This window comes from uncultured Pontibacter sp. (genome assembly GCF_947502515.1).
Taxonomy (GTDB): Bacteria; Bacteroidota; Bacteroidia; order Cytophagales; family Hymenobacteraceae; genus Pontibacter.
Genome location: NZ_CANNAI010000002.1, coordinates 44,641 through 64,361 on the forward strand (window position 1 = coordinate 44,641; position 19,721 = coordinate 64,361).

General features: G+C 49.6%; 15 protein-coding genes. 7 read left to right on the forward strand and 8 right to left on the reverse strand.

Going from position 1 to position 19,721, the window contains the following annotated elements; genetic code table 11:
* Window positions 1–12 precede the first annotated feature (12 nt).
* The gene (locus Q1A54_RS04985) at window positions 13–1,461 is read left to right on the forward strand and encodes a hypothetical protein (RefSeq protein WP_299985542.1); all 1,449 of its coding nucleotides are present in this window, start codon (window positions 13–15) and stop codon (window positions 1,459–1,461) included.
* Window positions 1,462–1,486: 25 nt separating this feature from the next.
* On the forward strand, window positions 1,487–2,815 hold the full coding sequence (locus tag Q1A54_RS04990) for an MFS transporter (RefSeq protein WP_299985544.1): 1,329 nt from the start codon (window positions 1,487–1,489) through the stop codon (window positions 2,813–2,815).
* 240 nt (window positions 2,816–3,055) lie between these two features.
* Here Q1A54_RS04990 and Q1A54_RS04995 read toward each other — a convergent pair whose 3' ends face one another.
* Together Q1A54_RS04995 and Q1A54_RS05000 are read right to left on the reverse strand one after the other, a co-directional pair.
* Window positions 3,056–4,717: an amidohydrolase gene (locus Q1A54_RS04995; RefSeq protein ID WP_299985546.1), complete on the reverse strand. Its 1,662-nt coding sequence runs from the start codon at window positions 4,715–4,717 to the stop codon at window positions 3,056–3,058.
* An 8-nt stretch (window positions 4,718–4,725) separates the two neighbouring features.
* A complete protein-coding gene (locus Q1A54_RS05000) occupies window positions 4,726–5,499 on the reverse strand; it encodes an AMP nucleosidase (protein ID WP_007655911.1) in 774 nt (257 codons plus the stop codon).
* A 90-nt stretch (window positions 5,500–5,589) separates the two neighbouring features.
* Here Q1A54_RS05000 and Q1A54_RS05005 point away from each other — a divergent pair, with 90 nt between their 5' ends.
* Window positions 5,590–6,045 (forward strand): type I restriction enzyme HsdR N-terminal domain-containing protein, encoded by a 456-nt coding sequence (locus Q1A54_RS05005; RefSeq protein ID WP_299985549.1) that lies wholly within the window; start codon window positions 5,590–5,592, stop codon window positions 6,043–6,045.
* A gap of 40 nt (window positions 6,046–6,085) precedes the next feature.
* Here Q1A54_RS05005 and Q1A54_RS05010 read toward each other — a convergent pair whose 3' ends face one another.
* From Q1A54_RS05010 to Q1A54_RS05020, 3 genes are all read right to left on the reverse strand, one after another.
* Window positions 6,086–7,963 (reverse strand): LTA synthase family protein, encoded by a 1,878-nt coding sequence (locus Q1A54_RS05010; RefSeq protein WP_299985551.1) that lies wholly within the window; start codon window positions 7,961–7,963, stop codon window positions 6,086–6,088.
* Between the two features lie 170 nt (window positions 7,964–8,133).
* The gene (gene ald, locus Q1A54_RS05015; RefSeq protein WP_007655908.1) at window positions 8,134–9,246 is read right to left on the reverse strand and encodes an alanine dehydrogenase; all 1,113 of its coding nucleotides are present in this window, start codon (window positions 9,244–9,246) and stop codon (window positions 8,134–8,136) included.
* Between the two features lie 323 nt (window positions 9,247–9,569).
* Complete coding sequence (locus Q1A54_RS05020) at window positions 9,570–10,352, reverse strand: DUF1573 domain-containing protein (protein WP_007655907.1); 783 nt, start codon at window positions 10,350–10,352, stop codon at window positions 9,570–9,572.
* A 191-nt stretch (window positions 10,353–10,543) separates the two neighbouring features.
* Here Q1A54_RS05020 and Q1A54_RS05025 point away from each other — a divergent pair, with 191 nt between their 5' ends.
* Window positions 10,544–12,952, forward strand: a complete 2,409-nt coding sequence (locus tag Q1A54_RS05025; protein ID WP_299985554.1) for a thiamine pyrophosphate-dependent enzyme — start codon at window positions 10,544–10,546, stop codon at window positions 12,950–12,952.
* A 79-nt stretch (window positions 12,953–13,031) separates the two neighbouring features.
* On the opposite strand, the gene Q1A54_RS05030 is transcribed toward Q1A54_RS05025, so the two are convergent.
* Window positions 13,032–13,649, reverse strand: a complete 618-nt coding sequence (locus tag Q1A54_RS05030; protein WP_299985556.1) for a hypothetical protein — start codon at window positions 13,647–13,649, stop codon at window positions 13,032–13,034.
* Between the two features lie 74 nt (window positions 13,650–13,723).
* On the opposite strand from Q1A54_RS05030, the gene Q1A54_RS05035 reads away from it, so the two are divergent.
* A complete protein-coding gene (locus Q1A54_RS05035) occupies window positions 13,724–14,719 on the forward strand; it encodes an acyl transferase (protein WP_299985558.1) in 996 nt (331 codons plus the stop codon).
* A gap of 7 nt (window positions 14,720–14,726) precedes the next feature.
* Window positions 14,727–15,695 carry a zinc-dependent peptidase gene (locus tag Q1A54_RS05040; RefSeq protein ID WP_299985560.1) on the forward strand — a complete coding sequence of 323 codons (969 nt, stop codon included), beginning with the start codon at window positions 14,727–14,729 and terminating at the stop codon, window positions 15,693–15,695.
* A 145-nt stretch (window positions 15,696–15,840) separates the two neighbouring features.
* On the opposite strand, the gene Q1A54_RS05045 is transcribed toward Q1A54_RS05040, so the two are convergent.
* Together Q1A54_RS05045 and Q1A54_RS05050 are read right to left on the reverse strand one after the other, a co-directional pair.
* Entirely contained in the window at window positions 15,841–17,007 is a 1,167-nt protein-coding gene (locus Q1A54_RS05045) for a sigma-54 dependent transcriptional regulator (protein WP_076421651.1), read from the reverse strand.
* Between the two features lie 124 nt (window positions 17,008–17,131).
* Entirely contained in the window at window positions 17,132–18,028 is an 897-nt protein-coding gene (locus Q1A54_RS05050) for a transglutaminase (RefSeq protein ID WP_196120558.1), read from the reverse strand.
* Between the two features lie 313 nt (window positions 18,029–18,341).
* On the opposite strand from Q1A54_RS05050, the gene Q1A54_RS05055 reads away from it, so the two are divergent.
* A complete protein-coding gene (locus Q1A54_RS05055; protein ID WP_299985564.1) occupies window positions 18,342–19,721 on the forward strand; it encodes an alpha/beta fold hydrolase in 1,380 nt (459 codons plus the stop codon).

Consider the following 19,721-nt stretch of genomic DNA (forward strand, 5'->3'; position numbering starts at 1 on the left):
GCTGAAACAGCTTTGCTTGAACTTCCTAAGCAAAGTATTAAGGAGAAGAAATTCATTCAGGGAATAGAACTCGGGCATTATTCATCAGATGAGGAGGCTGCAAAAGATCTTTACAATGCTAACCCAAATGATGTAAGGTATAAGATGCTGAAGCACCGGGTTAAAAAGAAGCTCTTTAATGAATTGAATTATGTAAATGCTGAAAAGGTCACCGCAAACTTTGTAAGACAGAAGGAAATTCAGTGTAACAGTTTAATATACCAGGCAAACATAGTGCGTGCCCGCTATGAGTTTGACCTGGTGATTAACTTAGCTAACAAAGCACTCGCTGTAGCCCAGGAGTTTGATTTCATTGACCTGAAACTATCTGCACTTGAGCTACTCTGTTTGGGATACTCAGATCAGGGATTGATCAAAAAGTTTGCAGTAGCTCAAGAAGATCTCAAAATGACGATGCAGCGATTCGTTAAGGAACGTGAAGCGATTTCTATGTTCCAGCACATTAACATGCAACTTCGTAAATCAACTAAGACCAGGAAGGAATTTTTGCCTCAGCTGCCAGTTTTAATAGCTCAACTTGAAAAACTATGGCACGAATCAGGCACTTTTAGCACTTACTATGCCTATTACAGGACCTATATCTGGTATCACGAACTGGAAGGTAATTTCAAGGATATTATTACAATCACAGTAGACGCACTCAGATTGGTTGAGCAGAATAAGATCAACGCGCATCGCTTTGATCTGACTTATAACAACTTTATCATGGTTTATGCTCACCTAAGGGCAAAGCAGCTGAGTGATGGGTTGATGTATGCGCAGGAAAACCTGGGGCTTTACCAGCCGTCTACCCGAAACTGGTTTGCCTATATGGAAAACTATTTCCTGTTGGCCGTGCACGCTCGGAGGTATGATCTAGCGGATATACTGCTGCAGCAAGTAATCGAAAACAGTGCCCTACAAACCATTCCTACCATTGCCAAAGAACGCTGGATGCTGTACCGGTCGTACTTCAGGCTGATTTATCCGCAGGCAGCTGTTCCGGAAGGTGAGGCTAATAATCCATACCTGCTTTCGCTGCCTGAGTACAGCAAAGATAAGCTGGGCTTTAATGTGGCGATCCTCACGTTGCAGTTCATTTATTTGTTGGAACGAGGCGAGACGGAAGCGCTGCTTTACCGCATCGAGAGCATCAAGAAATATGTTTCTACGCACCTGAAAGATGCCTTTAGCTTACGTAGTAAGCTTTTCTTAAAGCTGCTGGTACTCACCGTGACAGAAGATTACGATGCAGTGGCTTGCCGCACAAAAGGGGAGGCGCTTTACAAGAGACTGATAGAAACACCGGCCCCTGGAGATGCCTATGCAGAAATTGAAATTGTACCGTACGAGCATTTATGGGATCTGATCCTGCAGATTCTGGCAAAAGCTGAAGTGAATTTGAAGGTACGCACACGCTGAATAAATATTTTGCTATATTTCAGCTATGCAAAAAAACAACCCTACCATCACCAGGGCCTGGTGCGTCTATGACTGGGCTAACTCGGTCTATTCGCTCGTCATCATTTCCACGATCTTCCCGATCTACTATAGCGCAGTATCGGAGCACCCCGAAACGGCCTCTACCATCGTAAGCTTCTTTGGGCTGGAGCTTCAGAGTTCGGTGCTGTTTTCTTATGCAGTGTCGGGCTCTTTCCTGCTGATCGTGCTCATGAACCCCTTCCTGACAGCCATTGCGGACTACAGTGGACGTAAGAAGCTGTTTATGCAGTTGTTCTGTTACATGGGGTCCATTTCATGCGCCGGACTCTTCTTTTTTACAAGAGAGACTTTCTCAATATCGGTTGTGCTTTTCATGCTGGCGTCTATAGGCTTTACCGGGAGTATCGTGTTCTACAACTCATACCTGCCCGAGATTGCTACCGAAGATCAGTATGACCGCTTGAGCGCCCGTGGTTTTGCCATGGGGTATATAGGCAGTGTGCTCCTGCTGCTTTTCAATCTCGCCATGATTCTGCAACCGGGGTGGTTTGGGATTGCTGCTGAAAACGCAAGTTTACCACCGCGCATAGCATTTCTGACGACAGGCATCTGGTGGTTCGGCTTTGCCCAGTACACCTTTTATCATTTGCCAGCCAACGTATACAGACGCAATCCGCAGGGGAGCTGGATCCTGAATGGTGTGAAGGAACTGCAGAAAGTCCTGAATCAGGTAAAGGAGCTGCACCTGCTCAAGCGCTATTTGCTGGCCTATTTCTTCTTTAATATGGGGGTACAGACGGTGATGTATGTGGCTACGCTGTTTGGCATAGAAGAATTGCAACTGCCAAGCGATAACCTTATCATTACCATTTTGATCATTCAACTGGTGGCCATTGCCGGTGCCTACGGTTTTGCAGCACTCTCAGCCAGGTATGGCAACATCAGAGCCCTGATCATCGCTGTCATTATATGGATTGGGATATGCATAGCAGCCTATTTTATCACCACCGCATATGAATTTTATGCCCTGGCGGCTGTGGTTGGCTCCGTGATGGGAGGTATACAGTCGCTCTCCAGATCGACCTATTCCAAACTGATTCCAGCCACCACACAGGATCATGCTTCCTATTTCAGCTTTTATGATGTGACCGAGAAAGTGTCGATCATGCTCGGCACCCTGGCTTACGGAGCGGTTGCGCAGGTAACAGGTTCGATGCGCTACAGCATCCTGGCACTGATTATCTTCTTCGTGTTAGGCCTTATCTTCCTTTCGCTCATCAAAGGTAAAAAGTCCTTGGAGCCGCAAGGCGAAACAGAGGCAGTAGCTAGCTAGGTATGGCTGACGTGTCTAAACCAAAAGCGGCAGCCTAATTAGGCTGCCGCTTTTGGTTTAGGTTGGGGCTTGAATGCTCACTTGTTTCTTGTCGTTTGCTGATTATTTGGAGCACGATTCGGACAGATTACAACCTCCCTAAAAGAAGTTACCATCCTATACCTGTCTCTGAAGCAGTTTGCCCTTCTAGCACGACCTTACATTATAAAGTCTCTGCCTGCTAAACTCTCAAACTCAATCCTACTTTTTGTATACCTGTACTCCATTCACGTAGGTGCGGAGTACTTGCAGCCCACGCATCTGGTCGTTTGGAACTTTCATCAGGTCACGATCTACGACGATGAAGTCAGCGAACTTGCCAGGCTCAATGCTGCCTTTTTCTTTTTCTTCGAAAGCAGCTTTCGCAGCCCAGATTGTCATACCGCGCATAGCTTCTTCACGGCTCAGAGCATTCTCCATTTGGAAGCCGCCTTCTGGCCAATTTTCACCATCCTGACGGGCTACTGCTGCATGGAAACCATAAACAGGGTTAATATCCTCAACCGGGAAGTCACTTCCGAGTGGCATGTAACCGTTCTGATCGAGCAGTTGCTTGAATGGGTAGGCATGTGCAATGCGTTCTTTACCAAGACGGTCACCAGCCCAGTACATATCCGATGTAGCATGCGTAGGCTGCACTGATGGTAGTACGCTATACCTGCCGAACTTGTCCATATCGGCTGGGTTGATGATCTGAGAATGCTCTATACGCCAGCGCTTGTCGTTTTTACCACCCAGTACTTCACCGTAGATGTCGAGCAGCAAGCGGTTGGCAGAGTCGCCAATGGCGTGGGTGTTCATCTGGAAACCATGCTGGTTGAGCAGCTTGGCTATTTCGCGGAACTCCTGTTCGGAAGCCAGCAAAAAGCCGTAATGATTATGGCGGTCGCTGTAGGGTTCGAGCAGGTTGGCACCACGGGAGCCCAATGCACCATCAGAGTATACCTTGAAGGAGCGCACGTTCAGGCGGTCAGTCTTATAAGGTCCGTTTGCAAAATAGTGATCTTGGTTTACCTTGCCCGGATTCATCATGGCGTACACGCGCATTTGCAGTTCACCGCTTTTGTGCATGGCATCCATCAGGTCAACCGTAGACTTGTCCAGACCGGCATCCGCAACAGAGGTAAGGCCCACTTCAAAGCAATTCTTCTCAGCATTCTGCAAGGCCTGTCGCTGCTCCTGTTCGTCCGCTTCAGGTATAACAGTCGTCACTTTATCAATGGCATTGTCGATCAGGATACCGGTCATTTTGCCACCTTCCACTTCCACCAGGCCACCCACCATTTTCGTTTGTGGTGTTATACCTGCCAGATCCAAGGCTTTCTGGTTTACAAGTGCGGCATGGCCGTCAATGCGGGTAAGGATGATCGGTGTGTCTGGGAAGAGTTGATCCAGCGTGTCCTTTGTCGGGAACTCCTTCACCGCCCAGTCGTTCTGGTCCCAGCCGCGGCCTGTAATCCAGTCTGCTTCCGGATAGGCTTTCTGCTGGTCCACGACCTTCTGCACCACTTCTTTGAACGAGGTGGTGCCTACCAGGTCAGCCGACTGCAATGCCAGTCCATATCGGAAAAAATGGGCGTGTCCGTCGATCAGGCCGGGGTAAATGGTTTTACCTTCAGCGTCTAGCTCTTCGGTGGCGCTATACTTGGACCGGATGTCAGCTGTCGTACCCACTGCCACGATCTTGCCGTCTTTCACGGCAAAGGCCTCGGCCTGGTCAAAGTTCTCGTTCACGGTGTACACGTTGCCATTGTACACGATCAGGTCAACCGACTCACTGCCGGTGTTGGTGGTGTTGCAGCTATTCAGGAGGGTGAGGCCCAACAGGGCAGTGGCTGCAAAGGAACGTAGTGTTTTTTTCATGTATCTGCTTATTCGAAACGCATGTGTTTCACTGACTCACCCGAATTGATCAGCTCGATGAGGGAGTCTATACCTATACTGAGGTGTTTCTCTACATAATTAGTAGTTACCAGCTTGTCGCTCTCAGAGGTTTTCACACCTTCCGGAATCATCGGGTTATCTGACACGAGCAGCAGGGCACCGTGCGGAATTTCGTTGATGAAGCCAACCGTAAAGATCGTGGCGGTCTCCATGTCGATGCCCATGGCGCGGATCTGGCGCAAGTACTCTTTAAAGTCCTCATCATGCTCCCACACGCGACGATTGGTAGTGTACACGGTACCGGTCCAATAGTCCATTTCGTGCTTCTTGATCATAGACGATACGGCACGCTGCAGACGGAAAGACGGCAGAGCCGGGATTTCTGGTGGCAGGTAGTCATCGGACGTACCCTCACCGCGGATAGCCGCGATTGGGAGGATCAGGTCACCGATAGCTGTTTTTCTTTTCAAACCACCGCACTTACCCAGAAAAAGGGCTGCTTTCGGCTTGATGGCAGAGAGCAGATCCATCACGGTGGCCGCCATGGCGCTGCCCATACCGAAGTTGATGATGGTGATGTTATTGGCCGTTGCCGTTTGCATCGGTTTATCAAGGCCTTTTATCTCCACGCCGAAGCGGTCGGCGAACATACGCACATAATTGATAAAGTTCGTGAGCAGAATATACTCGCCAAATTCATCTAAAGGCACACCGGTATACCTTGGTAACCAGTCGCCTACAATTTCTTCTTTGCTCTTCATGTTTTAAATATAAGTAATTAGGTATAAAAAAGCCGCCTTGGCAAGGGAGAGTTTGCTGGGGCGGAGGCTGTAAATTTGGTAAATTGCGGAATGGAAATGCTGAACTTACCGACATTTGATTACAAAATTAAGCATTCTGGCGCTAATGTCATGATTTTTGATGCGCTTCGCCGCAAATATGTGCTGCTTACGCCAGAAGAGTGGGTTCGTCAGCACTTCGTGCATTTCCTGATCGGGACCTACCGCTATCCTAAAAGCCTTATCAGTATTGAACGGGGCACCACCTACAACAAGTTGCAGAAACGCACCGATATGTGTGTGTACGATCAGGAAGGCAAACCTTATCTGCTTGTTGAGTGCAAGGCTGCGCATGTACCCATTACGCAGGATGTCGTGAAACAGGTATCAGTCTATAATCAGGTGCTGCAAGCCCGCTATGTAGTCATCACCAATGGCATGGAGCACTACTGCTGGGAAGTTGATTTTGAGACGCGGCAGTTTACACCGTTGCAAGGTATACCACCGGCTTCCGGAACAGAGGTATAGCGCTTAAGGTTTACAAAATCGCTTTTTTGGGGTTTCCAGCTTACTTTTTCTGCAGCCAGAAATACAGGTCATTAGCCACCATTTTGTTTTTGAAGTACTGCACATAGGCTTTCAGTTGCTGTTCATGTGCAGTATTTGCCTGTTCGGCAGGTGCCAGTTCCGGGAAAGTATGGAAGCGTAGTTCGTCCGATGCCGTTAACTCTGTCACACCTTCCTGCTGCACCAGGTAATACGACATCCCATTGTAAAGGAGCGCATGACCCGTTGCGGCACTGTCAAGCACGGACTGTCCGAATAGCAGCAGTTTATCGCTCGGTAATCTTAAGTAATCTACAATCGTCGGCAGGATATCGGCATGCTGCGTCACCTTCTGCACATCAGCCTTCAGTTTTTTTGCCGGATGAAACAATAGGAGTGGCACCCGATGATAACCCAGTTCCTGCTGGTACTCCGGTCGTATGCTTTTCTGGGTATGGTCGGCTACCAGTATAAACAGGGTATTCTCGTACCATGGCTGCTGGGAAGCCGTCTTGAAAAATTCCCGTAGGGCATAATCAGCATAACCCACAGACTCATGTATTTCCAGTTCGCCTTTTAGGAACCTGCCTTTGTGCTGGGCAGGCACGGTATAAGGCTGGTGTGAGCTGAGCGTAAAGACGGTGCTGAAGAAGGGCTGAGGGAATGTGCTCATTTCCTGCACCGTGTACTGCAGGTAAGGCTCATCAAAGATACCCCAGTTGCCATCAAAATGCTTTGCCCGGAGTTCTGAAGGGTACTCATCCAACCCATAGTAGTGCTGTATACCAGCCATTTGGGTATACTGATTGAAACCCATGGTGCCGTTAATCGCGCCGTGGAAAAAGGCAGTTGTATAGCCAGCGTTTCGCAGCAGATGCCCGGCGCTGTATACTGTGTTGGACTGGTAAGGGGAAGTGATGTAAGGATCAGGCAGGAGCGAAGGCAGCCCCGACAGGATGGAAGGCAGCGCCTCAATGGACTTGCGGCCATTTGCAAAGCTGTTGCGGAAAAGAAGCCCCTCACTGGCCAGCGAGTCCAGAAAAGGGGTATAGCCCTCGCCGTTGTTCAGAGCTCCTACATACTCGGAGGCAAAGCTTTCCAGAATGACCAGCACCACGTTTTCCTGAATCGGCTCTCCGACAGGTATAGCATACCTGCCCGGCTTAACTGGCAAACTGGCCAGCATTTCTTCGTCTGACGCAAAAAAGTGTTTTTCTTCTAAAGTGGTTTTGCCTATGCTCTTGATAAAAGTAAAAGGCGTGTTAAGCGAAAGGTGCCCCAACGAAGCATGCTCGTGCACAAAAGCGTGTGCCGGGCGCAATGGTTTTAGCTGTATACCGCCTCGTATACCCAACACTACAAAACCCGCTACCAACAGCAGACGCAGGTAGCGCAGCCAAAGCACGGGTTTTTGGTCAGGTATAGCAGCGGACTTTGGGTATAGCTTGATGATCGCGAAGACCAGGCCTGCAAAGACAAGGCCCATGTACCAATAATAGCTGGCCAGCTGCCCTAATTGCCCCAGTACATCGCCTGTAATGGTGAACACCTCATTGCCCGATCGCCTGCCTATGAACTTAAAAAACTCTACATCGACGAGCGCCAGGGCGATAAATGGTGCGTTGGTGAGCACAAACAGCCACTGAAGTACACGTTGGTAGGACGGGTGCTGCAGGTTACCGTGGGGCAGCAGCGACAGCAGTATGAACAGGGAGTTTATGATCACCAGTGCCGCTACGTCAAAGCGGAATCCGTGCACAAAGGCCAATGCCACCTGCCCGGCGGAGGCTTCGGCAAAGTGATCGAAGTTGAAGACGAAGAAAACGGCACGCAGCAAGGTATAGAGCAGAAAAACAAGCCCTAGGCGCCGCAGCAGCACTTGAAATGAACTGTCAAACATCTGTTTAATAAGAGAATCTTAGCATCATGGCTGTCTCTGTAGGGAGACATGCCGGCACTGGAACACAAAGATACCGAAAATGGTGCGCTTTACGATAGTCTGCACAAAACAGGAGCGCCTTCCCGAACAAATCAGGAAGGCGCTCCATTTATAGAAAGGCTATACCTTAATTAAAGAACAGAGTTAACGTCTGTGTACTCTAGGTTGAAGGCTTCTGCCACACCTTTGTACACTACTTTGCCCTGTACCACGTTCAAGCCAAGCTTCAGTTCGTTGCTGTCTGCGCAAGCCTGCTTCCAGCCTTTGTTCGCCAGTTGGATAGCGTAAGGCAATGTAGCGTTGGTAAGAGCCAGTGTTGAAGTGTAAGGAACGGCACCAGGCATGTTCGCAACGCAGTAGTGTACCACATCATCGATAATGTAAGTTGGGTTCTCGTGCGTTGTCGGCTTGCAGGTTTCGATGCAACCACCCTGGTCAACTGCCACGTCTACTACCACTGTACCCGGACGCATTTCCTTCAGCATGTCGCGTGTGATCAGGTGAGGAGCCTTAGCGCCTGGGATCAACACAGCGCCAATGATCAGGTCGTGCGTAGGGAGAAGTTCGCGAATGTTGTATTCATTAGACATGAAAGTGTTCACGTTGGCTGGCATGATATCGTCCAGGTAACGCAGACGGGCCAGGTTCGTGTCAAGGATGGTCACGTCAGCACCCATACCAGCGGCCATTTTGGCTGCGTTGGTACCTACCACACCACCGCCCAGGATCATTACCTTGGCAGGACGCACACCAGGTACGCCACCCAGCAGAATACCACGGCCTTTCAGTGGTTTCTCCAGGTACTTGGCACCTTCCTGTATTGACATACGGCCGGCAACTTCTGACATAGGCACCAGCAATGGAAGGCTTCTGTCAGCGCGCTCTACCGTTTCGTAAGAAAGGCAAACCGCTTTTTGCTTGATCATAGCGTGCGTAAGCGGCTCGTATGAAGCAAAGTGGAAATAGGTGAACAGCAACTGGTCTTCTTTGATCAGGCTATACTCCGACTCAATCGGCTCTTTCACCTTGATGATCATCTCAGCGATACCGTATACCTCTTCAATGCTAGGCAGGATAGAAGCACCAGCCTGGGTATACATATCATCTGGGAAGCCGCTGCCTTCGCCGGCAGTAGCCTGTACGTACACGGTGTGGCCATTGCGCACCAGTTCCACCACGCCGGCAGGGGTTACGCCTACGCGGTTTTCGTTATTCTTGATTTCCTTTGGAACACCAATAATCATGTCGTTCTATTTATAGTATTAGATATTGGAAAAGCTGCGCAAATATACCATATCTATCTTGAAATAAAAGGCTAAACAAGAAACCTGCTTTAAGATTGTATAAACATTTGCACACGGTTGATTTAAAGGGATTTGGAATAGGATAGGAGGGGGTATGGTCTTGCACGACAGACGGACATGACCTAGCTATTGGGGAGTGAATGATGGGGATACTTTCAAATTGTATCCTACTTATTCCAGAATGCCAGAACCAAAAGGTATAAAATGAAAAAAGGCAGTGATAAAATCACTGCCATTAGTACAAAATAAAACTATGAAAAAAACTATCTGAAAGGTACTGGCTGATTGCCTTCCCTTAACATATTCTTTTGAGCCAGACTCTCTACTACATTTGCCTTCAGCGTGAGCTTCAGGTCTGGCATTACAATATCATTTGAAACGATGGTTACTACCTCATTTTGCTCCTTTAACATTGTAGGAATGTAGGTTAGTTCCAAAGTTGCCTGCTGTCCCGGTTTTAATGCTGGTTCCGAAACTTTATAGGTTACACAGTTGCAGTTTGACTTCACGCCCTGCACTACAAGGTCCTGCCGACCTGTGTTTTTGATTGTGAACTTTGCCACCGCTTTTTGTCCTTTTTCAAGTTTTCCGAAGCTGTGTGAAGTAGTTCCAACAGCCAAACGCGGTGAGTTTGCTTTTTGTTCCGGCGTGTAACTAGTTTTTAAATCTTTTGGTCCAACCTCTCCTTTAATGAAGATAACAGCCTGAGGTGTAGCAGCATTTGAGATCACAGAAATAGACTTGTGAAAGGGCCCGGGGCGACCGTTGCTGTTGTACATCGCCTTGATCACGCCTGTTTTACCTGGCATGATGGGGTCTTTGGTCCACTCCGGTGTGGTGCAGCCGCAAGATGGCTGTACCTGCGCTATAACCACAGGCTTGTCGCCTACGTTCTTCACTACAAACTCGTAAGAAGCGATCACACCTTCGGCAAATGTGCCAAAATCGTGGGTCTCTTTCTCAAACTTGAGCTCGCCCTGCGCCTGGGCTGAAAAACCAGCCAACAGAAGGCTAAGGAATGTAAGGAAGTAAAATTTTCTGTTCATAATGCGAAGTAAAGAAATTTTGCGAAAGTAAAAAGAGGTTCTGCAAACAAACAAAGATATAAAATCTTTTGACAAAAAAACAGTAACAATTCCTATGCCTGATTAGGCGGCAGAAGGGCTCTAATTTGATTTTAGGCTAATCTTCTGTACTTTTGAAGAGAAAATCCATCATTAGCTTTTACAGACAAGACATGCAAACTGCTGAAGCATCTATAACTCAAAGACTAAGCACTCAGGAAATACTCAACGACTATCGTATTGCGTGGGAGAGCCGCCATGCGAGCCTTGCCGGCCGCAAGGAGGTTTTTATGGGTAAAGCCAAGTTCGGTATTTTCGGCGATGGCAAAGAAGTTGCCCAGCTGGCCATGGCCAAGTTCTTCCAGAATGGCGATTTTCGCTCTGGCTATTACCGTGACCAGACTTTTATGTTCGCCATTGGCGAGCTGACGCTCCAGCAGTACTTTGCTCAATTATATGCGCATACTGATGTAGAGGCCGAGCCTTCCACAGCCGGTCGCGCTATGAACGGCCACTTCGGTACCCGCCTGCTCGACGAGGAGGGCAATTGGAAAAACCTGATGGAGCAAAAAAACTCCAGCTCTGATATTTCGCCTACCGCTTCGCAAATGCCACGCCTGGTAGGTCTGGCTTATGCTTCTAAGCTATACCGTCAGAATCCTGATCTGCAGGGGATGCAGCAGTTTTCAGTGAATGGCAACGAGGTGGCTTTCGGTACGATCGGTAACGCTTCCACCTCAGAAGGCATGTTCTTCGAGGCGATCAATGCTGCTGGTGTGCTGCAGGTGCCAATGCTGGTATCGGTTTGGGACGATGGCTACGGTATTTCTGTGCCGGCTGAGTACCAGACCACTAAGGGCAGCATTTCTGAAATTCTGGCCGGTTTCCAGCGCAACAGTCGCGAGGAGCATGGCTACGAGATATTTAAAGTAAAGGGCTGGGACTATGCCGCCCTCTGCGAAGCCTACGAAGCAGCCGTAAAGGTATGCCGCGAAGAACATGTGCCTGTATTGGTGCATGTGGAAGAGGTAACACAGCCACAGGGGCACTCTACTTCTGGTTCGCACGAGCGCTATAAGTCTAAAGACCGTCTGGCTTGGGAAGCAGAGTATGACTGCCTCGTGAAGATGCGCGAGTGGATGCTGTCTAATGAGATAGCAACTACTGACCAGCTTGATCAGATTGAAAATGAAGCCAAAGAAGCCGTGCGTCAGGCTCGTACTGCCGCCTGGACTGCTTTTGCAGATAGCATCAAGGCCGATCACGAGGAGGCTCTGAAGCTGATGGATAACCTGGCAGCTGCCAGTGAGCATATCACAGAGATCGCCACTATTACTGAAGAGCTTCGCAAAACGTCAACTCCTATCCGTAGCGATGCGGTGAGAGCGGTGCGCAAAGTATTGCGCTACGTACGCGACGAAAACAACCAGGCCAAGCGTGAACTGGTGGGTTGGCTGGAGCAGACCATGGGCGAAAATGCGGATCGTTTCAACTCCTATTTATATAGCCAGTCTGAAGAGGCTGCTCTGTTAGTAGAGGAAATCAAGCCTGAGTTTGCCGAGGATGCTCCTGTGGTAGACGGCCGTGAGGTGCTGCAGGCCTGCTTTGATGCCATGCTGGCCCGTGATCCACGTGTGTTCGCTATCGGCGAGGACGTTGGTCGCATCGGTGACGTAAACCAGGCTTTCGCCGGACTGCAGGAGAAGCACGGTGAGCTGCGTGTCACCGATACAGGTATACGCGAGTGTACGATCATCGGTCAAGGTATAGGAGCCGCCCTGCGTGGCCTGCGCCCAATTACCGAGATCCAATACCTGGACTACTTATTATATGCCATCCAGATCCTGTCTGATGACGTGGCCTGCCTACAGTACCGCACCAAAGGAGGCCAGAAGGCACCTTTGATCGTGCGTACCCGTGGTCATCGCCTGGAAGGTATCTGGCATTCCGGTTCTCCGATCGGTATGATCCTGCACAGCATCAGAGGCATGCATGTGTTAGTACCGCGTGATATGACGCAGGCAGCAGGTTTCTACAACACACTGCTCAAGTCTGACGAGCCGGCGCTGGTAATTGAATGTCTCAACGGCTATCGTTTGAAAGAGCGTATTCCTAGCAACGTAGGTGAGTTTACTGTGCCGCTTGGTAAGCCGGAAGTATTGAAGGAAGGCACTGATATCACCATCGTGACTTACGGCTCTATGTGCCGCATTGTGATGGATGCCGCTCGTCAGTTGGAAGAGTTTGGTATATCGGCTGAAGTGATCGACGTGCAGTCTTTGCTGCCATTTGACCTGGAGCACATGATCACAGACTCCATCCGCAAGACAAACCGTGTTCTGTTTGCTGACGAGGACGTGCCAGGAGGGGCAACAGCCTATATGATGCAGCAGGTGGTGGACGAGCAGGGCGCTTGGCGTTACCTGGATTCCAAGCCACAGTGCCTGTCAGCACATGCGCACCGTCCGCCGTACTCATCTGACGGCGACTACTTCTCTAAGCCGAATCCGGAGGATGTGTTTGAGGCGGTATACGAGATCATGCACGAAGCTGATCCAAAGGCTTATCCTACGATCTACTAATTAGGTAGTGCTATAAAAAGAGCGAGGCCCTGTACCAAATGATACAGGGCCTCGCTCTTTTTATACTTTAATGAAGCGATCAACCACCTACTGCTGGCTGAAATAAGGTTATTTCGTCTGTTGTCACGACATTGCTGCGATTTGGTACAGGAGTCGTGCGGTCGTAGATGTAGATGTCAAATTTAATGACAGCACCGGGGCGCAGCAAGGGGAATTCGGATGCATTGATTTCGTTGATGCTGTATTTGATCTCGCCTTCCAGCGGTTCCGGGCGATCATCAGCTGACAGACGCTGGAAGCGACCCGAGAACTGAAAGCCTGGCACTGGGAAAGGGTAGGGCTCAAAGCGGGAATTACCTGGGTTGTTCGGATCCTGTACTTTGATGTACATCACGGTATGAAAATTCTGCTCGTACTGGGAGCCTTCATTAAAAGGAGGCTGAAAGTCTTCGGAATCCCGGTTACTGGAAAGGCCCAGGTTGCCGTCTCCGTCTTTAAAGCCGACCACCAGCACAAGTGAATCTCGTAAAGAGGTGATATCCGGCCTTTGAGGGAATGGCGTATCCACAAAATGGTACTGCTCCACACGCCTGAATTCAATTTCGGGTACTACGTCATAGACAGGCTCTTTACGGCAGGAGCTAAGGGCCAGCAGCAATAGCAGGCTAGGCGCACCATACTTTAGCAAGTATCTCATGTGGGATCTCAGAAAATGAAGCTAAATTTACTAAATCAAACGAACAGATACAGGAATTGTTATAAATAATTTGGATGGACTTCAAAGCCCAACATTTACAGTTATTACTAGCAGAGCAGCCTTTCGATTTTACAGAAACTGCCCTGGCCCTTTTCAGGTACCAGGCTGAGCATAATCAGGTATACCATGACTATTTGCAGCATTTAGGCCGCGATCCGAAGCAGGTCACTCAGCTCGAGGATATTCCTTTTCTGCCGATTGAGTTTTTCAAGACGCACGAAGTTAAAACCGGTACTTTCGAACCTGAGGTGACCTTCTATAGCAGCGGCACCACCCAGATGACGCGCAGTCAGCATCAGGTCGCAAGCCTGGAATGGTACCTGCGCACCACAAAACGAATTTTCGAGTCATTCTACGGTCCTTTGACTGACTATGTAGTCCTGGCGCTGCTGCCTTCATACCTGGAGCAGGGTGGTTCATCACTCGTAGCCATGGTCGATTATTTCGTGAAGCAATCGGGGCAGGAGGAGGAAGGCTTCTACCTGCGTAACCATGACGAGCTATTGCAAACTGTAAAAAGGGCACAGCAGAAAAGAAAAAAAGTACTGCTGATTGGTGTATCCTACGCCTTACTAGACTGGGCGGATGAACTGAAAGGGCAGGAGGATTTCAGCCATGTGACCATCATGGAAACCGGTGGTATGAAAGGACGCCGTCGGGAAATGATCCGGGAAGAACTGCATGCTTACCTGAAACAGGGCTTTGGCGTGCAAGCCATTCACTCAGAGTATGGTATGACGGAGCTGCTTTCACAGGCTTACTCGCTTGGTGATGGCCATTTCCATCCGGGCTATACCTTGCGGGTACTCCTACGCGATCTCAATGATCCCTTTGACATTCGTCCGGATATGCGCTCAGGCGGCATCAATGTCATCGATCTGGCCAATATAGACTCCTGTGCTTTTATTGAGACGAAGGATATCGGGCGCCTGAAGCCTGACGGAACCTTTGAAGTACTGGGCCGATTTGATAACTCTGACATCCGGGGCTGTAATCTATTGATCGCCTAACATCTTATTGCCTAACATCCAAAACATCCATCTTCCGTTTAAGCTGCCCATGGGTTATGTATTTTTTATTGCACTGGTAGCAGGTATGCTGCTGCTGTTTTACAGGTGGGCCACCCGCAAGGAGCGTCACCGCAAGCAGATTCTGAAAAAAGGCTTTCCGGTGGAGTGGCGCAAGATTCTGCAGGATCGCGTAGGCTTTTACCATACTTTAAAAACCGAAGAAGAGAAACAGCGCTTTGAACGAAAACTTCTCCTGTTTGTGTCCGAAAAGCGCATCACAGGTATAGACACAGAGGTAGACGACACGACTAAAGTCTTGGTCGGCTCCAGCGCCATCATTCCGATTTTCGGGTTCAAGGACTGGGAGTATCACAACCTGGGAGAGGTGCTGGTTTTTCCCGGTAGTATCCACCGATATAAGAATCAGGAGAATGAAGCTGTTTCAGAGGTACTGGGGCGCGTGAACCCGTTTCAAAACGATCATTACGTTACATTGTCCAAACCGGCGCTGGAACAGGGCTTCAATGACATGGCCGACCGTAAGAATGTAGGTATACACGAGTTCGCGCACATGCTCGATCAGGCCGACGGCGAGATAGACGGTGTGCCTAAAGCATACCTACCGGACGAGTTGCTGCAGCCCTGGGAAGAGCTGATGTACCGCAAGATTAGCCAGATCGAAAAAGGAAAGTCGGACATTAACAATTATGGGGCGACCAGCGAAGCAGAATTCTTTGCGGTGGTTACGGAGTATTTTTTCGAGAAACCCGACCAGTTGGCTGAAAAGCACCCGCGCCTGTACGAAATGCTGACCAAAGTCTTTCAGCAGAATCCTAAGAGGCGGTTTCGTATCAACTTCCGGGAATTGCTTAACCCCTATGGCAAACGCTTGGGCCGAAACGAGCCTTGCCCATGCGGCAGCGGGAAGAAATACAAGCAATGCTGTATGCTGAAGAAGGGCAAAGCGGCAGCGTAATTGGATTGCTTAAAAGTGTAAATACTGGTTTCTGGTAGCTCATACACTGCGGCAATAGCTAACCTCAAACAGTACGACAGGTATAAAATAAAAGCGCCCCGGCCAATTGGTCGGGGCGCTTTGCATAGGTGAGTATAAGGTATGGTTAAGAGCCCGCAGGACGGGCATAAGCCTTGGCGTCTTCCAGCGTCACTTCCTGACCGCTCATGATCACCAAGCGTTCTACCACGTTGCGTAGTTCACGCACGTTGCCGCGCCAGTCCAGCGTCTTTAAGTATTCCAGCGCATCGTTTGTGATGGCCTTTGGCTTGTTGCCGTAGTCGTTGGCGATGTCCTGCAGAAACTTCTGCACCAGATCAGGTATATCCTCGCGGCGCTCGTTCAGCGGCGGCACATGGATCAGGATCACGCCTAAACGGTGGTACAAGTCTTCGCGGAAGGTCTTGGCTTCAATCTCTTCCAGAAGGTTCTTGTTTGTAGCAGCCAGCACACGCACATCCACCTGGATGTCTTTGTCACCACCCACACGAGTAATCTTATGCTCCTGGAGAGCTCGTAGCACCTTGGCCTGTGCTGACAGACTCATATCGCCCACCTCGTCCAGGAAGAGCGTACCGCCATTGGCCTGCTCAAACTTACCAATGCGCTGCTTTACGGCGGAGGTGAAAGAGCCTTTTTCGTGGCCGAACAGCTCACTTTCGATCAGTTCACTTGGTATAGCGGCACAGTTTACTTCGATCAGCGGACCATTGGCGCGGTTGCTATGCTCATGTATGGCACGTGCCACCAACTCCTTGCCTGATCCGTTCGGACCTGTGATCAGCACACGGGCATCGGTAGGAGCAACTTTTTCAATCGCTTGCTTCACGCGGCCCAGCGCTTCTGAAGTACCCACCATTTCGTAGGTCTTCGATATTTTCTTCTTGAGAATCTTGGTTTCGGTCACCAGGTTCGACTTGTCTAGCGCATTGCGCACGGACACCAGCAGTCGGTTTAGATCCGGTGGTTTCTGCAGGAAGTCATAGGCACCTTTTTTGGTAGCCTCCACGGCCGTGTCGATTGTGCCATGCGCTGATATCATGATAAAAGGAGTGTCCGGAGCCATTTCCATGGCTTTTTCCAGCACTTCTATACCATCCATACCTGGCATTTTGATGTCGCAAAGCACGACATCATACTTCGACTTGCCAATCTGGTGCAGGCCTTTCTGGCCGTCCTCGGCTTCGTCTACGGTATAGTTCTCAAACTCCAGGATCTCTTTCAGGGTGCTGCGAATGGCCCGTTCGTCATCTATAATCAGGATTTTGGGCATATTTTTTTCGTTCGTTTTATGCTGTAAACGGTAAGTATAGAAAATAAACAGCCGCTAATCAAGCGGCTGCAGCATTTGTACGATAAATCCCAAAATTTAGCTATCCGTCAGGTATAAACCGGTATTAAGAATTCGTGAAGTTGATCACGCTATACAGTTCCGGCTCCAGGAAAGGACCTCCCGGATAACCCGCTGTGTAGTCGAAGTTAATCCAAAGCTCTCCGTTTGTTTCGTGAAAGTGAATTTTACCGCCGGTTACTTCGTCTGGGAAGAGGGAGCGCACGGCATAGCTAACCTTGTCCAGGTCTTCCACGGTTCCCATCTTCACCTCGGTGTACATGTGGTTTGGTGAGATCACGATGCGGGCCTCACCGCCAATGGCCATAATAGAGGAAGCCATCAGGATGGCATAGTCGTCACAGTCGCCGGCCAGTAGCTTGATGCTCTCAGTAGGAGGAGAGTAGTAGTCGAGGCCGAGTGGGTCGTTTACGTAGCGCCAGCTGTTGCGTACATGCTTAAAGAGCGAGAAGTAGCGCACCATCTTGCCATACTTGCGGTAGTATTCGTCATGAAAAAAGCGGGTGGAGTTCTCAACAGCAAAGGAGCGCACCACAGGGTGAGTCGGCTGCATGGCACTTTTCACACGGCGCTCCTGAAAGTAAGTACCTCGTACCGGTTTAAAATAAGATACTTTGCTGGAGTTGCTAGTCATGTTCACCAGCATGGCATTGTAATCGGCGTAGAGGTTCTCTACTGTATAATCGTCGAAGGTGCTGTTAAAGAACATAGCTCCCATGATTCCCACAAAGAGGAGGAGGATCAGCTTTTTGCTGATGGTGGTCACAATCACAGAAACGATGGCCGCCAGGATAACGCACAGCAGGAAATTCAGCTCATAGTCGATGAAGCTGATAGGGGGTAAGTAAAAGCTGATCAGAACCGCCATCGGGAATACGATGATGATCTGAATGAACCGAACTAAAAACGTAGTCAGATTGGAGAGCTTGAACAATTGCGTCATGATTCCCTGCTTTTGTGGTTTCTGGCGCCTATAGCCCTTCTGGCTTTATAAGTGCATTGGCTTGAATTATCTTATACCTGTAACGCAAAATCCGGGCCTTTTTACTCACTTCTATTCCTGAAAATTTTAAATTATTTACCTGCGTGGCGGTATGCTGATAATTTCGGCAATATTTTCCATAATCAGAAAGCCTTTTCAGGCAAAAAGGTTAAAATTTAGTTAAAAGTGCCTGTTTTAAGAGGCCCCCTCTCGCAAAGCTTCATTTTACCGCGTAAATTGAGTACATCAACGCATCAGCATGTTATTCAGCACTATGAAAAAAACAATTTACTTACTCTTTGCCTTCTGCCTCTTTGCCTGTACTGCGGCATGGGGACAGCAGCTGCAACGCCGTCCTTTCCTGGGAGTACAGGTATCGCCGGTCACCGACTCGCTGGCTACTGCTAATCGCCTGTCCAGCACCCAAGGAGCCTTTGTGAGGCGTGTGATCCCCAACAGTACAGCCGCTGCCCTCAAGCTACAGGTCGGCGACGTGATTGTGCGTGTCAACGGTACACCTGTCAACAACTACATGGATGTGCCCGCGATGGCCCGCCAATTTCGCACAGGAGAGTCTGTGACACTCGATCTCAATCTTAAGGGTAAGCAGACCACTGTAAAAGGAAAAGTACAACCTATGCCTTTCGAAACCGACCCCAATGCGGAGGTAAGGTATGGCGAGGTACCCCTTCCTGACAATCGCTATGCCCGTTCCATCCTGAAAAAACCAAAAGGTAAAGGCCGCTTCCCGACCGTATTTTTTGTGCAGGGCTATGGCTGCAGCAGCCTGGATAACCTGCCGGCCGAAGACCCGCAGCGACAGCTGATCGATGGCCTGGTAGCCCGGGGCTATGCCGTTTTCAGGATGGACAAGCCCGGTTCCGGTGACAGCCAGGGAAGCAAGCCCTGTACCGAGATCGGTTATCAGGAAGAGCTGGAGGCTTTCACTGCCGGTCTGAAGCTGCTGAAGCAGGACCCTGCCGTTGATCCGGAGAATGTGTTCCTGTTCGGTCATTCCCTTGGCGGCAACACGGCGCCGCTGATGGCCGCCAAGGAGAAAGTCAAAGGCCTGATGGTGTATGGCATCACCGGAAAGCCCTGGTTTGAATACCTGCTGGAGGTATACCGCGACCAACGCACCCTCCTGGGGGCTGATTACGTGCAGGTAGACCAAGACATGCGAACCGTAGTACCGTTGCTCTATGAGTTTATGATCCTGAAAAAAAACCCGGAGGAACTGGCAAAGAATCCTGCTTACCGCTCTGCGTTGGAAAACATCATGGACTATGATGGGCAAGGGCACCTGTATGGCCGGCACTATACCTTCCTGCAGGATCTGCAGGACCTCCCCATGAGCCAGGCATGGCGCGATGCCAATGCCTATACCCTGGCAATCTATGGAGAGGCCGATGTGGCCGCTCTGGACCCATCAGGTGCTCAGTTAGTGGTGAGCCTGGTCAACAGCTACTATCCTGGCAAAGCTACTTTTGAATTGCTGCCCCGCACCGACCATGGTTTTATGGAAGTAGGGACCATGCAGGAGCACGTAAAGAGGCGAGGAAGTGCAGAAGAAGATGCTTTCCGGCCCAGGTTCAACCAGAAGTTAGTGGAGTTAGTGGACACCTGGATGAAAGACAAAATAAAAAGAGCGTAG

What these genes read in the sequence shown, in the direction of transcription:
- Q1A54_RS05045 (WP_076421651.1), bottom strand. Translation starts at nt 17,007, where the DNA reads ATGCCCAAAATCCTGATTATAGATGACGAACGGGCCATTCGCAGCACC.
- Q1A54_RS04990 (WP_299985544.1), top strand. Translation starts at nt 1,487, where the DNA reads ATGCAAAAAAACAACCCTACCATCACCAGGGCCTGGTGCGTCTATGAC.
- Q1A54_RS05055 (WP_299985564.1), top strand. Translation starts at nt 18,342, where the DNA reads ATGAAAAAAACAATTTACTTACTCTTTGCCTTCTGCCTCTTTGCCTGT.
- Q1A54_RS05030 (WP_299985556.1), bottom strand. Translation starts at nt 13,649, where the DNA reads ATGAGATACTTGCTAAAGTATGGTGCGCCTAGCCTGCTATTGCTGCTG.
- ald (WP_007655908.1), bottom strand. Translation starts at nt 9,246, where the DNA reads ATGATTATTGGTGTTCCAAAGGAAATCAAGAATAACGAAAACCGCGTA.
- Q1A54_RS05050 (WP_196120558.1), bottom strand. Translation starts at nt 18,028, where the DNA reads ATGACGCAATTGTTCAAGCTCTCCAATCTGACTACGTTTTTAGTTCGG.
- Q1A54_RS05005 (WP_299985549.1), top strand. Translation starts at nt 5,590, where the DNA reads ATGGAAATGCTGAACTTACCGACATTTGATTACAAAATTAAGCATTCT.
- Q1A54_RS05010 (WP_299985551.1), bottom strand. Translation starts at nt 7,963, where the DNA reads ATGTTTGACAGTTCATTTCAAGTGCTGCTGCGGCGCCTAGGGCTTGTT.
- Q1A54_RS05000 (WP_007655911.1), bottom strand. Translation starts at nt 5,499, where the DNA reads ATGAAGAGCAAAGAAGAAATTGTAGGCGACTGGTTACCAAGGTATACC.
- Q1A54_RS05025 (WP_299985554.1), top strand. Translation starts at nt 10,544, where the DNA reads ATGCAAACTGCTGAAGCATCTATAACTCAAAGACTAAGCACTCAGGAA.
- Q1A54_RS05035 (WP_299985558.1), top strand. Translation starts at nt 13,724, where the DNA reads ATGGACTTCAAAGCCCAACATTTACAGTTATTACTAGCAGAGCAGCCT.
- Q1A54_RS04995 (WP_299985546.1), bottom strand. Translation starts at nt 4,717, where the DNA reads ATGAAAAAAACACTACGTTCCTTTGCAGCCACTGCCCTGTTGGGCCTC.
- Q1A54_RS05020 (WP_007655907.1), bottom strand. Translation starts at nt 10,352, where the DNA reads ATGAACAGAAAATTTTACTTCCTTACATTCCTTAGCCTTCTGTTGGCT.